Source organism: Pseudomonas sp. GW821-FHT02H06, from assembly GCF_059421525.1.
Map to the genome: position 1 here is coordinate 162,636 of NZ_JBWKVD010000009.1, position 15,964 is coordinate 178,599.

A 15,964-nucleotide genomic window follows, 5' to 3' on the forward strand; every position below is an offset into this window, starting at 1 on the left:
TTAATTGCATTCAAAAAAAGAGCCCCGAAGGGCTCTTTTTGATCAGCTGCGGTAGAGCGGGTTAAACCCCCGACGCCTTGGCAGCTGCTACGTCTTTGATCGACAGCTTGATGCGACCGCGATTGTCCACGTCCAGCACCAGAACTTCGACTTCCTGACCTTCTTTCAAGATGTCGGTGACTTTCTCTACGCGAGCGTCGCTCAACATGGAGATGTGCACCAGACCGTCTTTGCCCGGCAGGATGTTAACGAACGCACCGAAGTCGACGATGCGCTCAACCTTGCCGATGTAGATCTTGCCGATCTCGGCTTCAGCGGTGATACCCAGAACGCGCTGACGTGCAGCTTCAGCAGCTTCCTTGGTTTCGCCAAAGATCTTGATCGAGCCGTCGTCTTCGATGTCGATCGACGCTTTGGTCTCTTCACAGATGGCACGGATGGTCGCGCCGCCTTTGCCGATGACGTCACGGATCTTGTCGGTGTCAATCTTCATCGCGATCATGGTCGGCGCGTTTTCCGACAGCTCGGTACGCGACTGACCAATGATGGTGTTCATCTGGCCCAGGATGTTCAGACGCGCTTCCAGCGCCTGACCCAAAGCGATCTCCATGATCTCTTCGGTGATGCCTTTGATCTTGATGTCCATCTGCAGCGCGGTGACGCCTTTGGCGGTACCGGCTACCTTGAAGTCCATATCGCCCAGGTGGTCTTCGTCACCCAGAATGTCGGTCAGGATGGCAAACTTCTCGCCTTCTTTAACCAGACCCATGGCGATACCGGCAACCGGCGCCTTCATTGGAACACCAGCGTCCATCAGGGCCAGCGAAGCACCACAGACCGAAGCCATGGAGCTGGAGCCGTTGGACTCGGTGATTTCCGATACGACACGGATGGTGTACGGGAACACGTCGGCAGCAGGCAGCATGGCCTGAACCGAACGGCGGGCCAGACGACCGTGACCGATTTCACGACGACCTGCGCCACCCATGCGACCACACTCGCCCACCGAGAACGGAGGGAAGTTGTAGTGCAGCATGAACGGGTCTTTTTTCTCGCCTTCGAGGGTGTCGAGCAGTTGAGCGTCACGCGCGGTACCCAGGGTGGCCACGACCAGCGCCTGCGTTTCGCCACGGGTGAACAGTGCCGAACCGTGAGTCTTCGGCAGAACGCCGACTTCGATGTTCAACGGACGAACAGTCTTGGTGTCGCGACCGTCGATACGTGGTTTGCCGTTGACGATGTTTTCGCGAACGGTGCGGTATTCGATTTCGCCGAACGCCGCTTTGACTTCGCTGGCGGACGGGCTGCCGTCTTCAACAGCCAGCTTGGCAACAACCTGATCCTTCAGCTCACCCAGGCGAGCATAACGATCGGCCTTGACGGTGATGGTGTACGCCTCGGAGATCGCTGTGCCGAACTCGGAGCGGATAGCGCCCAGCAGTTCAGTGGCTTCAGCTTTAGGCGCCCAGTTCCAGGTTGGCTTGGCAGCTTCGGCGGCCAGCTCTTTGACGGCCTTGATGACCGACTGGAATTCGTCGTGGGCGAACAGCACGGCACCCAGCATCTGGTCTTCAGTCAGCTCTTTGGCTTCCGACTCAACCATCAGCACCGCTTCTTCGGTACCGGCAACGACCATGTCCAGGCTCGATGCTTTCAGTTGCTCGTAAGTCGGGTTCAGCAGGTAGCCGGTGCTCTCGTGGAAAGCAACGCGCGCGGCACCGATCGGGCCGTCGAACGGAATGCCGGAGATGGCCAGAGCAGCCGACGTACCGATCATCGCAGCGACGTCCGGATCGGTTTTCTTGCTGGTAGAGACGACGGTGCAGACAACCTGCACTTCGTTCATGAAGCCTTCTGGAAACAGTGGGCGGATCGGACGGTCGATCAAACGCGAGGTCAGTGTTTCTTTTTCGGAAGGGCGGCCTTCACGCTTGAAGAAACCACCAGGGATCTTGCCAGCGGCGTAGGTCTTTTCCTGGTAGTGAACGGAAAGAGGGAAAAAGCCTTTGCTTGCGTCTGCATGCTTGGCGCCGACCACAGTCACGAGAACGGTGACGTCGTCGTCAACGGTGACCAATACAGCACCAGAGGCTTGACGGGCAATACGGCCAGTCTCGAGGGTTACGGTCGATTGACCGAATTGAAATTTCTTGATTACCGGGTTCACGGTTTCCTACCTTCTTTGTGGCTCTTGGGGAACTGGTTTCTTGCGAATTCTTGGGCGGCGAGGGGAATCGGACCCTTCGGCAGTCCAGATACAACTAGAGGCTGGGAGGCCGCCACCCCACTGATAAAACCAGCGGAACATGACGACCAACCAACCTCTATCCGAGTCGTTATTAGCGACGCAGACCCAGACGACCGATCAGGGCGCTGTAACGGCTAACGTCCTTACCTTTCAGGTAATCCAGCAGCTTGCGACGCTGGTTTACCATACGGATCAGACCACGACGGGAGTGGTGATCTTTACCGTTGGCCTTGAAGTGGCCTTGCAGTTTGTTGATGTTGGCGGTCAGCAGTGCAACTTGCACTTCTGGCGAACCAGTATCACCAACAGCTTGCTGGTAGTCGGTTACGATCTGAGCTTTATCTTCAACGCTGAGTGCCATGTGGGCATTCCTTTTATCAAGAAACCGCTCCGGGGAGACGGTTTCAACAGGCCGAGAGCTGACTCTCGTATTTAAATGTGAGGAGTGACCATGCCTGTTAACAGCCACCCTCGTACCGCCGTGCCAGGAAACCCTGCCGCGACGGGTCCGGTCACTCTGACCGAATCAGTCGACGCGGCGCAATGCGCCCGTCTTCACTCACTTCACCGATCCCGATGAAGCGTCCTTCATGATCCTGCACCCGCACCATGCCGAACTTCGGCGCGTCGGGGGCTCTCACTGGCTGACCATGCAGCCAGTAAAACGAACTGTGCTCTGAAAACTGCAGCAGCGGCCAATCCAGCAACCCGCTGTCCGATGGCATCAGGAAGCGATCAACCGCTTCGTTCCCGCCTTCGGCATGCACCGCTTCCAGCTCTTCCAGCGTTACGGTCTGGGCCAGCGTGAAAGGACCGGCCTGGGTACGACGCAGCTGAGCAACGTAAGCACCGCAGCCCAGCTTTTCACCGATATCTTCCACGAGGGTACGAATATAGGTGCCTTTTGTGCAGTCGACCGCCAAACGAGCGGTCTCACCTTCGCACGCCAATAATTCCAGGCGCGCAATAGTAACAGAACGCGGTTCACGCTCCACCACTTCCCCAGCCCGGGCCAACTTGTATAACGGCTGACCGTCGCGCTTGAGGGCGGAGTACATCGGCGGTATCTGACTGATATTCCCCCGAAATGCCGGAAGCACCGCTTCGATATCCGAACGACCAACGGTCACAGGCCGCGTCTGTAGGACCTCACCCTCGGCATCTGCCGTGGTGGTGGTCTTGCCAAGCTGCATCAGGGTTTCATAACCCTTGTCAGAATCGAGCAGGTACTGGGAAAACTTGGTCGCTTCACCGAAGCACAGCGGCAGAACGCCGGTGGCCAGCGGATCCAGACTGCCCGTATGCCCTGCTTTTTCTGCGTTGAGCAACCAGCGCACTTTTTGCAGCGCGGCGTTGGATGTGAACCCCAGCGGCTTGTCGAGCAGGATGATCCCGCTGACGTTACGGCGAATACGCTTGACCTGAGCCACGCCTTATTCCTCCGAACCGTCTTGCTTGGGTGCGGTTTGGTGCTGACCATCTTCAGCCACTGCCCGCTCGATCAATGCCGACAAATGCGCGCCACGGGCAACGCTTTCGTCGTAATGGAAATGCAGTTGCGGCACGCTGCGCAGCTTCATCTCACGGGCCAGCTGCATACGCAGGAATCCTGCAGCAGCATTGAGCACCTTGATGGACTGTGCGATTTCTTCGGCGCTGTCCTGCCCCATCACGGTCATGAAGATTTTCGCGTGGCCGACGTCACGGCTGACGTCAACGGCGGTGATGGTGACCAGCCCTACGCGGGGGTCCTTGATTTCACGACGGATCAGCTGTGCCAGCTCGCGCTGCATCTGATCGCCGATACGTTGGGTACGGCTGTATTCTTTTGCCATGTCTTGTTACCTGTCACTGCTGACCCATGGCAAAAGCCATGTGGTCTGAAAGCGGCAAACGCCCGGCCCGGCGAGAGCCGGACCGGGCGTTGCGTTTAGAGTCCATGGCCGACGCTTGGCATTTTCATGCGGCGCAAGCCATGACTCCTGAAGCTCGCGATTTAGAGGCTGCGAGCCACTTGGACCTTCTCGAAGACTTCGATCTTGTCACCGACCTTGACGTCGTTGTAGCTCTTGACGCCGATACCGCATTCCATGCCGGCACGTACTTCGGAAGCGTCATCCTTGAAGCGGCGCAGGGATTCCAGCTCGCCTTCGAAGATAACGATGTCTTCACGCAGTACACGGATTGGACGGTTACGGAAGACAACGCCTTCAATGACCATGCAACCTGCGATCGCGCCGAATTTCGGCGAGCGGAACACGTCGCGGACTTCAGCGATACCCAGGATGTTCTCCCGAACGTCGCTGCCAAGCATGCCGGTGAGGGCCTTCTTGACGTCTTCGATGATGTCGTAGATAACGTTGTAGTAACGCATATCCAGACCTTCCTGCTCGACGATCTTGCGCGCGCCAGCATCGGCACGTACGTTGAAGCCGAACAGTACAGCGTTGGAGGCCAGTGCCAGGTTGGCGTCGCTTTCGGTGATACCACCGACACCGCCGCCCACTACACGCACTTGCACTTCGTCGTTACCCAGGCCATTCAAAGCACCCTGCAACGCTTCCAGAGAACCACGGACATCGGATTTGAGGACGATGTTGAGCGTCTTCTTCTCTTCCTGACCCATGTTCTCGAAGATGTTTTCCAGCTTGCCGGCGTGAGCACGGGCCAGCTTGACTTCGCGGAACTTGCCTTGACGGAACAGAGCCACTTCACGGGCTTTCTTCTCGTCGGCAACCACGCTCATCTCGTCGCCAGCGTCCGGCGTACCGTCCAGGCCGAGAATCTCGACTGGGATCGACGGGCCGGCTTCCTTGATTGGCTTGCCGTTCTCGTCGAGCATTGCCCGAACGCGACCGTAGTTGGAGCCAACCAGAACCATGTCGCCCTGACGCAGCGTACCGTCCTGAACCAGAACAGTAGCAACCGGGCCACGGCCCTTGTCCAGACGCGATTCGACAACAACACCGCGACCCGGAGCCGACGGCGTTGCCATCAATTCCAGAACTTCGGCCTGCAGCAGAACGGCTTCAAGCAGCTCGTCAACGCCAGTACCCATCTTCGCGGAGACCGAGACGAAAGGTGTCTCGCCGCCCCACTCTTCGGACGTTACGCCGTGAACGGACAGTTCACTGCGGATACGGTCCAGGTCAGCGCCCGGCTTGTCGATCTTGTTCACGGCAACGACCAGCGGAACACCGGCAGCCTTGGCGTGTTGCACGGCTTCGATGGTCTGCGGCATGACACCGTCGTCGGCAGCGACAACCAGAATCACGATGTCGGTTGCCTTGGCACCACGAGCACGCATTGCGGTAAACGCAGCGTGACCCGGGGTATCGAGGAACGTCACCATGCCACGTTCGGTTTCCACGTGGTACGCACCGATGTGCTGGGTGATACCACCGGCTTCGCCAGCAGCAACCTTGGCGCGACGGATGTAATCGAGCAGCGAGGTCTTACCGTGGTCAACGTGACCCATGACCGTTACAACCGGCGCACGGGAGAACGTCTCACCTTCGAACTTCAGGGACTCGGCCAGAGAATCTTCCAGCGCGGTGTCGCTGACCAGGGTCACTTTGTGGCCCAGTTCTTCAGCGACCAGCTGGGCAGTTTCCTGATCCAGAACCTGGTTGATGGTGGCCGGAGTACCCAGCTTGAACATGAACTTGATGATCTCGGCAGCTTTGACCGACATCTGCTGAGCGAGATCGCCCACGCTGATGGTTTCGCCGATCTTCACTTCACGAACGACAGGGCCGGTAGGGCTCTGGAAACCGTGCGCGTTGCGCTTCTTCAGCTTGGCCTTGCCGCGACCGCCGCGACGGAAGCCATCGCTTTCTTCGTCGGTAGTACGAGGAGCAACGCGTGGCGTTGGCGCCTTTTCCTTGACCGATGCACGATGCGGGGCGTTCTTGCGATCGCCGTCACCACCGCCGCTGCGACGATTGTTGTCGTCATTGCGTGGTTTGTCGGGGCGACGCTGTTCGTCTTTCTTGCGATCAGCGACAGGCGCAGGTGCCGCAGCCGGAGTTTCCCGGGCTGGCTCGGCAGCTTGCGGAGCCGGTGCCGGCGCTGCAACAGCCTCGGCAGCGGGGGCACCAGACGAAGGCTGACGGCGCGCTTCTTCTTCGGCACGCTGACGGGACTCTTCTTCAGCCTTTTGACGAGCGGCATTTTCGACCGCACGACGTTCGTCCAGCTCGCGCTTGCGTTCGGCTTCGATTTCTTCCGGGCTGCGCTGAACAAAGACTTTCTTTTTGCGTACTTCAACGCTAATGCTTTTGCTGCCAGCAACGCGAAGTGTACTGGTGGTCTTGCGCTGCAAGGTAATCTTGCGCGGCTCTTCCACCTTGGCCTTGTGACCGCTTTTCAGGTGGGTCAACAGGGCTTGTTTTTCAATATCGGTCACAACTTGTTCGGCGGCGTTGTGCGGCAAACCTGCCTCACGCATCTGCTGTAACAGGCGCTCTACCGGTGTGTCGACCGTCTTGGCCAGTTCTTTCACCGTGACTTGCGTCATGCACTTCTCTCCTCAGGCCGCATCTACTTACTCGAACCAATGGGCTCGGGCGGCCATGATCAACTTGCCGGCACGATCATCGTCAATGCCGTCGATGTCGAGCAGATCGTCAATAGACTGCTCGGCCAGGTCTTCGCGGGTAATTACGCCGCGCACCGCCAGTTCCATCGCCAAATCCTTGTCCATACCCTCAAGCGAGAGCAGGTCTTCGGCCGGATGGGCGTCTGCCAGCTTTTCCTCAGTAGCGATGGCTTTAGTCAACAAACGATCCTTGGCACGAGCGCGAAGCTCGTTGACGGTGTCTTCGTCAAAGCCGTCGATGTTGAGCATTTCTTCCAACGGTACGTAGGCAATCTCTTCCAGGCTGGTGAAGCCTTCGTCTACCAGAACCTGAGCGAGATCCTCATCGACTTCCAGCTCGTCGATAAAGTTGCGCAGGATGTCACCGGTTTCCGCTTGCTGCTTGGCCTGGATGTCCGATTCGGTCATCACGTTAAGGGTCCAGCCAGTCAACTGACTGGCCAACCGCACGTTCTGGCCACCGCGGCCAATCGCCTGGGCGAGGTTATCTGCGCCTACAGCGATGTCCATGGCGTGGGCATCTTCATCAACGATGATCGCTGCCACTTCGGCAGGCGACATGGCGTTGATGACGAACTGCGCCGGGTTATCGTCCCAAAGCACGATATCCACACGCTCGCCGCCCAACTCGCCGGAAACAGCCTGCACGCGAGAACCGCGCATGCCGATGCACGCGCCTTGCGGGTCAATGCGTTTGTCCTTGGAGCGAACTGCGATCTTTGCACGCGAACCAGGATCACGAGAGGCAGCCATCACCTCGATGAGTCCTTCGGCGATTTCCGGAACTTCAATCCGGAACAGCTCGATCAGCATTTCCGGCGCGGTACGCGACAGGATCAGCTGAGGGCCACGATTTTCGGTGCGGATCTCTTTGAGCAATGCACGAACGCGGACACCTACGCGGAAAGTCTCCCGCGAAATGATGTCTTCACGCGCCAGCAGAGCTTCGGCATTGTTGCCAAGGTCGACGATGACATTGTCACGTGTAACTTTTTTAACAGTGCCGGAAATGATTTCGCCCAGACGCTCACGGTAGGCGTCCACGACTTGAGCTCGCTCGGCTTCGCGAACTTTCTGCACAATGACTTGCTTGGCAGTCTGCGCAGCGATGCGGCCGAACTCGATGGAATCGATCTTTTCTTCCACTACGTCGCCAACGTTGGCGCCTGGGTGGGTCAGGGCAACTTTGCTAGGCCATGTCTCGATGGCCGGGTCGTCGAGGTCGTCTTCTTCGACGACGGTCCAGCGACGGAAAGTCTCATATGCACCTGTTTGACGATTGATCTCGACACGCAGGTCTACTTCGTCTTCAAAACGCTTTTTGGTGGCCGTAGCCAGAGCTATTTCAAGCGCTTCAAAAATCACATCGGCCGGTACGCCTTTTTCATTGGATACCGATTCAACAACCAGCAGTACTTCTTTGCTCATCGTACGCCTCGCCTTTCGCAAGCCATTGGATCCGCGGGATCCGCTGTATCTGGCACGTCTTAGTCAAACGTGGGAATAATGTTGGCTTTGTCGATCAGATCGATCGGCAACAGAAACTCGTGATCATCAACCTGGACCACGACGTCCTGCTCCTCCACCCCGCGGAGAAGGCCTTGAAAGTTGCGTCGACCTTCAAACGGCGAACGCAGCTTTATCTTCACTTGTGCCCCGGCAAATTCCGCAAACTGCTCAATGGTAAACAGTGGGCGTTCCATGCCTGGAGAGGAAACTTCGAGCGTGTATTCGGAGCTGATCGGATCTTCTACATCCAGAATACCGCTGATCTGACGGCTGACGATCGCGCAATCGTCCACCAACACGCCGCCTTCTTTATCGATATAGACGCGCAACATCGAGTGACGCCCTTGAGACGAATACTCGATACCCCAGCATTCATAGCCTAGGGCCACGACCACCGGGGCCAACAAGGCCTGCAACTCTTCTAGCTTGCTCGACACCTGAACCCCCTCGTGCATGCTGCAAATAAAAAATGGGCAGAAGCCCAATCATGAAAACGCCTGCGAAAAGCGGCGTCATAAAGTGTCCAGCTAACAAAAAGCCCCTGAAAAGGGGCTCCGCTAAAACTGGTTGCGGGGGCTGGATTTGAACCAACGACCTTCGGGTTATGAGCCCGACGAGCTACCAGACTGCTCCACCCCGCGACAAAGCTGGGGCGGAAGTATACGACCGATCCAAATTTGGGTCAATCCGACACATCCACCTACAAGAAAGCCCGCTACTGCGGGCTTTCTTGTTAATTGGTACCGAGAAGGGGACTCGAACCCCTACACCCTATGGGCACAACCACCTCAAGGTTGCGTGTCTACCAATTCCACCACCTCGGCATTACAACTCTTTTGCAGCCCCAAAAACAGCTGCGAATCCGGTGTTACTTCTGCTCTGGAGTGGCAGGAACATCAGCAGGTACTGCAGCTGGTTTCTGTTGCCCTTCCAGAACCGGAACATCATCTGCTGCCGGCTTTTGCTTCACTTCCAGTACCGCTGGATTTGGCAAACCTACTTGAGTCAGCTGGTGAGCTTTCTCTTTAGCAAAGTAACCTAACCCTAAGCTAGTCATGAAGAAACAGGCGGCAAGTATAGCAGTAAGTTTACTGAGAAAGGTAGAGGAACCTTGCCCACCGAACACAGTATTTGATGCACCTGCTCCAAATGATGCGCCAGCGTCGGCACCTTTACCCTGCTGCAGCAAAACCAGAGCAACAACGCCCAGAGCACCCAGCAGATGAAGAACGACTACGACTGTTTCCAGCATTTTTTCAGTTTCCCGCGGCGCGAATGATCGCACCGAACTCATCTGCATTCAGGGAGGCGCCACCAATGAGGCCTCCATCGATATCCGGCATGCCGAACAGTTCGACCGCATTGGCCGCCTTCACGCTGCCGCCATATAGAAGACGCACACCTTGTGCGACTTCAGAATTCTCTTCCATCAACTGCGCACGAATCGCTGCGTGCACTTCCTGCGCCTGTTCCGGCGAGGCAGTCAATCCGGTGCCAATGGCCCAGACTGGCTCATAGGCAATTACCGCATTAACGAAAGCCCCGACGCCAAGTTCTTCGATGATGCTGCCAAGCTGCTGCCCGACAACCTCAAGGGTCTTGCCGGCTTCTCGCTCCTCGAGCGTCTCACCGATACACAGTATCGGCGTCAGACCTGCCGCCTGGACGGCCTCGAACTTGCGATTAAGCACCTCATTGCTCTCGCCCATTATCTGGCGACGCTCAGAGTGCCCGACAAGCACAAACTTGCAACCTGCATCCGCCAACTGAGTCGACGACACCTCTCCAGTCAACGCACCCTGGCCTGCCTGATGAGCGCAATTCTGCGCACCGACAGAGATCGACTGCCCTTCCAGGCAATCAACCACAAGACTCACGTGCAGGCTAGGCGGGAAGACCGCCACATCAACGCCACCCGGAAGGGCGAGATTTGCAAGACCCTCGATCAGCTCAGCGACGCTGGCGCGGGTACCGTGCATCTTCCAGTTACCAGCTACCATAGGGCGACGCATGCTGTACCTCGTCGGTCAAAGTGGGCGCAGATGTTACCCAACAGTTTCAACACTGGCAAGCCGAAATCAGGCGCAAACTTCAGCAACCAGTGTTGCCAGTTCATCGGCATACCCGCGGACCAGGATTTCGTCCTCGCCCTCGACCATTACCCGCACAAGCGGCTCGGTACCGGACTTGCGCAGAAGCACACGTCCGCGCCCGCCCATGGCGGCGGTCACGCGATCACACGCTTCAATAACGGCGGGATGTTTGACCGGATCAACGCCTCCACCCTCGAAGCGCACATTGACCAATACCTGAGGGCATTTCTTCAAACCTGAACGCGATTGTGCGAGGCTCATGCCTGTACGCTTCATCGACAGCAGCACCTGCAGGGCGGCGATGATCGCATCCCCGGTTGTGGTGTGACGGAAGCACACGACATGGCCCGAGTTCTCGCCGCCCACTTGCCAGTCACGCTCCAGCAGCTCCGCGATGACATAACGGTCGCCGACGTTGGCGCGCACGAACGGGATGTTTAGATCCGCAAGTGCCAGCTCCAGCCCGAGATTGCTCATCAGGGTGCCAACGACACCTCCCTGCAACTGACCGCGCTCTTGAAGGTCTCGCGCAATGATGTAAAGCAGTTCATCACCATCGACGATTGCGCCAGTGTGGTCGACCATCAGCACACGGTCGCCGTCGCCATCGAAACCGATGCCCAGGTCAGCGCCATGCTCGACAACGGCGGCCTGCAGCGCTCCCATGTGGGTGGAGCCGCAGTTGTCATTGATGTTGAGCCCGTTGGGGGCCGCCGACAGCACGGTCACCTCGGCGCCAAGCTCACGGAACACGTTTGGCGCCACTTTGTACGTGGCGCCATGGGCGCAATCGACAACGAGCTTCAACCCGTCAAAATCAGTACTGGTCGGAACACTGCTCTTACAGAATTCGATGTAACGGCCCGCGGCGTCATTGATTCGCGACACCTTGCCAAGCTTTTCGGACTCCTCGACGGTCATCGGTGAATCGAGCAGTTCCTCGATCATCAGTTCGATTTCATCGGGCAGCTTGGTGCCCTGCCCGGAGAAAAACTTGATGCCGTTATCGTAGTGCGGATTGTGCGACGCGCTGATCACGATGCCCGCCTCGGCATGAAACGTACGCGTGAGGTAGGCAATCGCAGGTGTCGGCATCGGGCCGAGCAGCATCACATCCGCACCCGCAGCGGATAACCCGGCTTCAAGCGCCGACTCGAACATGTAGCCCGAAATGCGAGTGTCCTTGCCAACCAGGATTCGGCACGCGCCCATTTTCCGGAACGCCATCCCTGCTGCCCATCCCAACTTCAGCATAAAATCAGGGGTGATAGGGAATTGGCCTACACGTCCGCGGATACCGTCGGTACCGAAGTATTTTTTAGTGGTCATGGGTGCTCCAGATTTCTTATTTTGCTGATTCAACAGCAGCAATCATACGCACGACGTCAACCGTCTCAGAGACGTCGTGCACACGTAGAATTTTTGCGCCTTTGACCATGGCCATGGCGGCAAGCGCGAGGGCGCCATGCAGACGCTGATCAACAGGCTTGTCGAGCACCTTGCCAATCATGCTCTTGCGAGAGACACCTACCAGCAGCGGACGGCCCAGCGCATGAAGTGCTTCCATGTGCTTGAACAGGCTCAGGTTGTGCTCGAGGGTCTTGGCAAAGCCGAATCCTGGATCGAGGATGATCATTTCGGGCGGAATTCCCGCCGCGACGCATTGCTCAAGGCGCTCGCGCAAGAAGGCACTGACCTCACCGATCAAGTCAGTGTAGTGGGGATCATTCTGCATGTCCGTAGGCTCGCCGCGCATGTGCATGAGGCAGACCGGCAAACCCGTCGCCACAGCGGCGTCCAGTGCACCGTCACGACGCAGCGAGCGAACATCGTTAATGAGCCCTGCCCCCAGGCGCGCAGTCTCACGAATGACGGCCGGCGTGGAGGTATCTACCGAAATGATCACGTCCAGCTCGGCGCTGATCGCCTCGACGACAGGCGCCACACGCTCCAGCTCTTCGACAGGAGAAACAGATCGTGCACCGGGACGCGTTGACTCGCCCCCTACATCGATCAAGGTCGCACCCGCCAGCATCATCGCTTCGGCATGACGCAGCGCCAGGTCGCGCTGCGCGAAACGGCCGCCGTCCGAGAACGAATCGGGGGTGATATTGAGGATCCCCATCACGTGCGTGCGGGATAAATCAAGAACCCGGTTGCCGCAAGGCAACCGGGTCGGGTGAAGCGCAGAAGTCATGTCAGACCTTAGTGTTCAGCAGCTGGGCCGCCAATTGGCGATTCCGGACGCGGACCTACAGGTGCGATCGGGGTGCCGGAATCTCCGGAACCGCCTTCCCAATCGCGAGGCTCGCGGGGTGTGCGGCCTGCCATGATGTCATCGATTTGCTCGGCGTCGATGGTTTCGTACTTCATCAGCGCGTCGGCCATCGCTTCCAGCTTGTCACGATTATCCGTGAGGATCTGTCTGGCCGTGCCGTAGCACTGATCGATGATGCTGCGCACTTCAGAGTCGATGAGACGTGCCGTGTCACCCGACAGGCTGGAGCTTTGACCGCCACCGCCACGACCGAGGTACCCGCCTTCGTCTTCGTCCGAATACATCAACGGACCCAGCTTCTCGGACAGGCCCCACTTGGTGACCATGTTTCGAGCGATCTGGCTGGCCCGCATGATGTCGTTAGAAGCGCCGGTGGTCACGCCATCGAAGCCCAACGTCATTTCTTCCGCAATTCGACCGCCGTACAGCGAGCAGATCTGACTGATCAATGCACGCTTGGAAAGGCTGTAGCGATCTTCCTCGGGAAGGAACATGGTGACACCCAACGCACGACCGCGCGGGATGATTGACACTTTGTAGACCGGATCATGCTCAGGTACGACGCGACCAACAATCGCATGACCGGCTTCGTGATAAGCGGTGTTGCGCTTCTCTTTGTCGGACATGACCATCGATTTGCGCTCGGCGCCCATCATGATTTTGTCTTTCGCCAATTCGAATTCTTTCATCTCGACGATGCGCTTACCGGTGCGAGCCGCGAACAGCGACGCCTCGTTGACCAGGTTTGCAAGATCAGCACCAGAGAAACCCGGAGTACCACGCGCAATCACGCCTGGCTGAACGTCGTCACCCATTGGCACTTTGCGCATGTGTACTTTGAGAATCTGTTCACGACCGCGGATGTCGGGCAAGCCCACGACCACCTGACGGTCGAAACGGCCCGGACGCAGCAGCGCAGGGTCAAGGACGTCTGGACGGTTAGTAGCGGCAATGACGATGATGCCGTCGTTCATTTCAAAGCCGTCCATCTCAACCAGCAACTGGTTGAGCGTCTGCTCACGCTCATCGTGACCGCCGCCCATGCCGGCGCCACGGTGGCGACCTACAGCATCGATCTCGTCGATGAAGATGATGCAAGGCGCATGCTTCTTGGCCTGCTCAAACATGTCACGGACACGGCTTGCACCAACACCGACGAACATTTCAACGAAGTCGGAACCGGAAATCGTGAAGAACGGCACCTTGGCTTCACCCGCGATGGCCTTCGCCAACAAGGTTTTACCGGTACCCGGAGGGCCTACCATCAGCACGCCGCGAGGAATACGACCACCCAGCCGCTGGAACTTGCCCGGATCGCGGAGGAACTCGACGAGCTCGCCGACTTCCTCTTTAGCTTCGTCGCAACCGGCAACGTCAGCCAGTGTTGTTTTCACCTGATCTTCAGACAGCAGACGTGCTTTGCTTTTACCAAAGCTCATCGGGCCGCCCTTGCCGCCTGCGCCACCTTGCATCTGGCGCATGAAGAACATGAAAACGGCAATGATCACGAGGATGGGGAAGCTGGCGACCAGAAGCTGAGTCCAGATGCTTTGCTGCTCAGGTTGCTTGCCTTCGATAACGACGTTGTTATCAACGAGATCGCCAATAAGGCCGTTATCCTGGATAGCCGGTCGGATGGTCTTGAAAGAGTCGCCATCGCTGCGCTTGCCGGTAATGACGTATCCGTCAACGGCAACTTTCTCGACCTTGCCGTCCTTCACCTGCTGGATGAATTCGGAATAGTTGAGGGTCTGCGGCTCGTTAGGACTGGAGAAGTTGTTCATCACGGTCACGAGAACCGCCGCGATGATCAACCACAGGATCAAATTCTTTGCCATATCGTTCAATTAGCTACCCTCTGAAGCAAGCTCCACGCTGGAGCGTGCCTCGCATGATATTTACCGGCCTAACGTACTACAGATCCTACAGGCGTGGCAGGCGGCGTCTGTAACCCTTTGTGAAACTTTGACTACGCGATGTTGGTTACGCTCCCTTGATTAAGCTATTTGAAAAAAGCTATCGCTTGATCAAAGGCGCTCATCGCTCGCCGATCCCTCTATGCCGCGAAACCCGCGACCCAACAAATACTGCTCCCTGGAACGGTCTCGTGACGACAACGGCTTGCGCATCTGCACCTTGTCGAACAGCTTGCGGATGTCCTTGTGGTACACATCAAAGCCCTCACCCTGGAAGACCTTGATCAGGAAATCGCCACCAGGACGCAGCACGCGGCCGGCCAGATCCAGCGCCAGCTCACAAAGGAACATTGCGCGCGGCATGTCCACGGCGCTCAATCCACTCATATTGGGGGCCATATCGGAAATCACAAGGTCGACCTGCGTATTACCAACAGCTTCGAGGATCTGAGCGAGCACTTCGTCCTGGGTGAAATCCCCCTGGATGAAGGTCACGTCGGGGATGCTGTCCATTTCCAGGATGTCCGATGCAATCAAACGGCCCTGACCACCAATCAGACGACTGGTCACCTGCGACCAGCCACCTGGCGCTGCACCCAGGTCGATCACCGTCATGCCAGGACGGATGATCTTGTCCTTCTCCTGAATCTCGAGAAGCTTGTAACTGGCGCGGGAACGGTAACCGTCCCGCTGCGCCATTTTGACGTACTTGTCGTCGAAGTGTTCTTTAAGCCAGTTATGGCTGGTTTTGGAACGTGCCACGGAGCACCTCAAAAAATTAGGACGAGTCGCGATTAACCGGGCGGTCCCGGACTCGCTCGGGTAAACTGGCCGCCGCTTTTTACAAGATCAGACGCAGAGGTCAGATTATGCCGCTCACTCAAGAGCAGAAGAAACAATACAAATCCATTGGTCACCATCTGAAACCGGTGTTGATGGTGGCGGACAATGGTCTGACTGAAGGTGTGTTGGCCGAACTGGAGCGCGCGTTGGGCGATCACGAGTTGATCAAGATCAAACTCAACATCCTCGACCGCGAGAGCCGCCTGGCAGCCATCGCTGAACTGTGCAAAGTCGGTAAGGCCGATCTGGTGCAGGTGATCGGCAAAATGGCGCTGATTTACCGCAAGAACCCTAAGGTAAACAAGCAGCTTTCCAACGTCCACCGCTTCAACTGATCCTGTCGGGTCAGGGTGAATAAGCGCTGACCTTCCGACTCGGCGCTCACCCGGAAAGATGAGCGCAGACTCGGTCAGACCGGACATGCGACCGCCGGTTCGAAAGGTCAGTCAATGACCTTCGAACCCGCTGGCTGAATCA

14 protein-coding genes and 2 tRNA genes are annotated in these 15,964 nt (G+C 57.5%); 1 reads left to right on the forward strand and 15 read right to left on the reverse strand.

Annotation, left to right across the window (positions count from 1 at the left end):
• Positions 1–61 precede the first annotated feature (61 nt).
• The 15 genes from pnp to rlmE form a co-directional block, all read right to left on the reverse strand.
• Complete coding sequence (pnp, locus tag AC07VF_RS16475) at positions 62–2,167, reverse strand: polyribonucleotide nucleotidyltransferase (RefSeq protein ID WP_237252931.1); 2,106 nt, start codon at positions 2,165–2,167, stop codon at positions 62–64.
• Between the two features lie 172 nt (positions 2,168–2,339).
• Entirely contained in the window at positions 2,340–2,609 is a 270-nt protein-coding gene (rpsO, locus tag AC07VF_RS16480) for a 30S ribosomal protein S15 (protein ID WP_037015114.1), read from the reverse strand.
• 151 nt (positions 2,610–2,760) lie between these two features.
• The gene (gene truB / locus AC07VF_RS16485; protein WP_133776826.1) at positions 2,761–3,678 is read right to left on the reverse strand and encodes a tRNA pseudouridine(55) synthase TruB; all 918 of its coding nucleotides are present in this window, start codon (positions 3,676–3,678) and stop codon (positions 2,761–2,763) included.
• A gap of 3 nt (positions 3,679–3,681) precedes the next feature.
• Entirely contained in the window at positions 3,682–4,083 is a 402-nt protein-coding gene (gene rbfA / locus AC07VF_RS16490; RefSeq protein ID WP_037015118.1) for a 30S ribosome-binding factor RbfA, read from the reverse strand.
• A gap of 161 nt (positions 4,084–4,244) precedes the next feature.
• Positions 4,245–6,767: a translation initiation factor IF-2 gene (gene infB / locus AC07VF_RS16495; protein WP_192173306.1), complete on the reverse strand. Its 2,523-nt coding sequence runs from the start codon at positions 6,765–6,767 to the stop codon at positions 4,245–4,247.
• Between the two features lie 27 nt (positions 6,768–6,794).
• A complete protein-coding gene (nusA, locus tag AC07VF_RS16500; RefSeq protein ID WP_065987602.1) occupies positions 6,795–8,276 on the reverse strand; it encodes a transcription termination factor NusA in 1,482 nt (493 codons plus the stop codon).
• Positions 8,277–8,335: 59 nt separating this feature from the next.
• The gene (gene rimP, locus AC07VF_RS16505; protein WP_282366977.1) at positions 8,336–8,794 is read right to left on the reverse strand and encodes a ribosome maturation factor RimP; all 459 of its coding nucleotides are present in this window, start codon (positions 8,792–8,794) and stop codon (positions 8,336–8,338) included.
• A gap of 127 nt (positions 8,795–8,921) precedes the next feature.
• A tRNA-Met gene (locus AC07VF_RS16510) sits at positions 8,922–8,998 on the reverse strand.
• Between the two features lie 97 nt (positions 8,999–9,095).
• Positions 9,096–9,181, reverse strand: a tRNA-Leu gene (locus AC07VF_RS16515).
• Between the two features lie 44 nt (positions 9,182–9,225).
• Positions 9,226–9,609 carry a preprotein translocase subunit SecG gene (gene secG / locus AC07VF_RS16520; protein ID WP_074888489.1) on the reverse strand — a complete coding sequence of 128 codons (384 nt, stop codon included), beginning with the start codon at positions 9,607–9,609 and terminating at the stop codon, positions 9,226–9,228.
• A gap of 4 nt (positions 9,610–9,613) precedes the next feature.
• Positions 9,614–10,369, reverse strand: a complete 756-nt coding sequence (gene tpiA, locus AC07VF_RS16525; RefSeq protein ID WP_495009240.1) for a triose-phosphate isomerase — start codon at positions 10,367–10,369, stop codon at positions 9,614–9,616.
• Between the two features lie 66 nt (positions 10,370–10,435).
• Positions 10,436–11,779, reverse strand: coding sequence for a phosphoglucosamine mutase (gene glmM / locus AC07VF_RS16530; protein WP_495009239.1), 1,344 nt, complete (start codon positions 11,777–11,779; stop codon positions 10,436–10,438).
• Positions 11,780–11,795: 16 nt separating this feature from the next.
• Complete coding sequence (folP, locus tag AC07VF_RS16535) at positions 11,796–12,647, reverse strand: dihydropteroate synthase (RefSeq protein ID WP_192173308.1); 852 nt, start codon at positions 12,645–12,647, stop codon at positions 11,796–11,798.
• An 8-nt stretch (positions 12,648–12,655) separates the two neighbouring features.
• Positions 12,656–14,566, reverse strand: coding sequence for an ATP-dependent zinc metalloprotease FtsH (gene ftsH / locus AC07VF_RS16540; RefSeq protein ID WP_282366985.1), 1,911 nt, complete (start codon positions 14,564–14,566; stop codon positions 12,656–12,658).
• A gap of 189 nt (positions 14,567–14,755) precedes the next feature.
• On the reverse strand, positions 14,756–15,406 hold the full coding sequence (gene rlmE / locus AC07VF_RS16545; RefSeq protein WP_065987607.1) for a 23S rRNA (uridine(2552)-2'-O)-methyltransferase RlmE: 651 nt from the start codon (positions 15,404–15,406) through the stop codon (positions 14,756–14,758).
• Between the two features lie 107 nt (positions 15,407–15,513).
• Between rlmE and AC07VF_RS16550 the strand changes: the two genes are divergently transcribed.
• On the forward strand, positions 15,514–15,822 hold the full coding sequence (locus AC07VF_RS16550; protein ID WP_074888472.1) for a YhbY family RNA-binding protein: 309 nt from the start codon (positions 15,514–15,516) through the stop codon (positions 15,820–15,822).
• Positions 15,823–15,964 lie beyond the last annotated feature (142 nt).

Coding starts and splice junctions, on each gene's coding strand:
- rpsO (WP_037015114.1), bottom strand. CDS start 2,609: ATGGCACTCAGCGTTGAAGATAAAGCTCAGATCGTAACCGACTACCAG.
- rbfA (WP_037015118.1), bottom strand. CDS start 4,083: ATGGCAAAAGAATACAGCCGTACCCAACGTATCGGCGATCAGATGCAG.
- infB (WP_192173306.1), bottom strand. CDS start 6,767: ATGACGCAAGTCACGGTGAAAGAACTGGCCAAGACGGTCGACACACCG.
- nusA (WP_065987602.1), bottom strand. CDS start 8,276: ATGAGCAAAGAAGTACTGCTGGTTGTTGAATCGGTATCCAATGAAAAA.
- secG (WP_074888489.1), bottom strand. CDS start 9,609: ATGCTGGAAACAGTCGTAGTCGTTCTTCATCTGCTGGGTGCTCTGGGC.
- tpiA (WP_495009240.1), bottom strand. CDS start 10,369: ATGCGTCGCCCTATGGTAGCTGGTAACTGGAAGATGCACGGTACCCGC.
- glmM (WP_495009239.1), bottom strand. CDS start 11,779: ATGACCACTAAAAAATACTTCGGTACCGACGGTATCCGCGGACGTGTA.
- folP (WP_192173308.1), bottom strand. CDS start 12,647: ATGACTTCTGCGCTTCACCCGACCCGGTTGCCTTGCGGCAACCGGGTT.
- ftsH (WP_282366985.1), bottom strand. CDS start 14,566: ATGGCAAAGAATTTGATCCTGTGGTTGATCATCGCGGCGGTTCTCGTG.
- AC07VF_RS16550 (WP_074888472.1), top strand. CDS start 15,514: ATGCCGCTCACTCAAGAGCAGAAGAAACAATACAAATCCATTGGTCAC.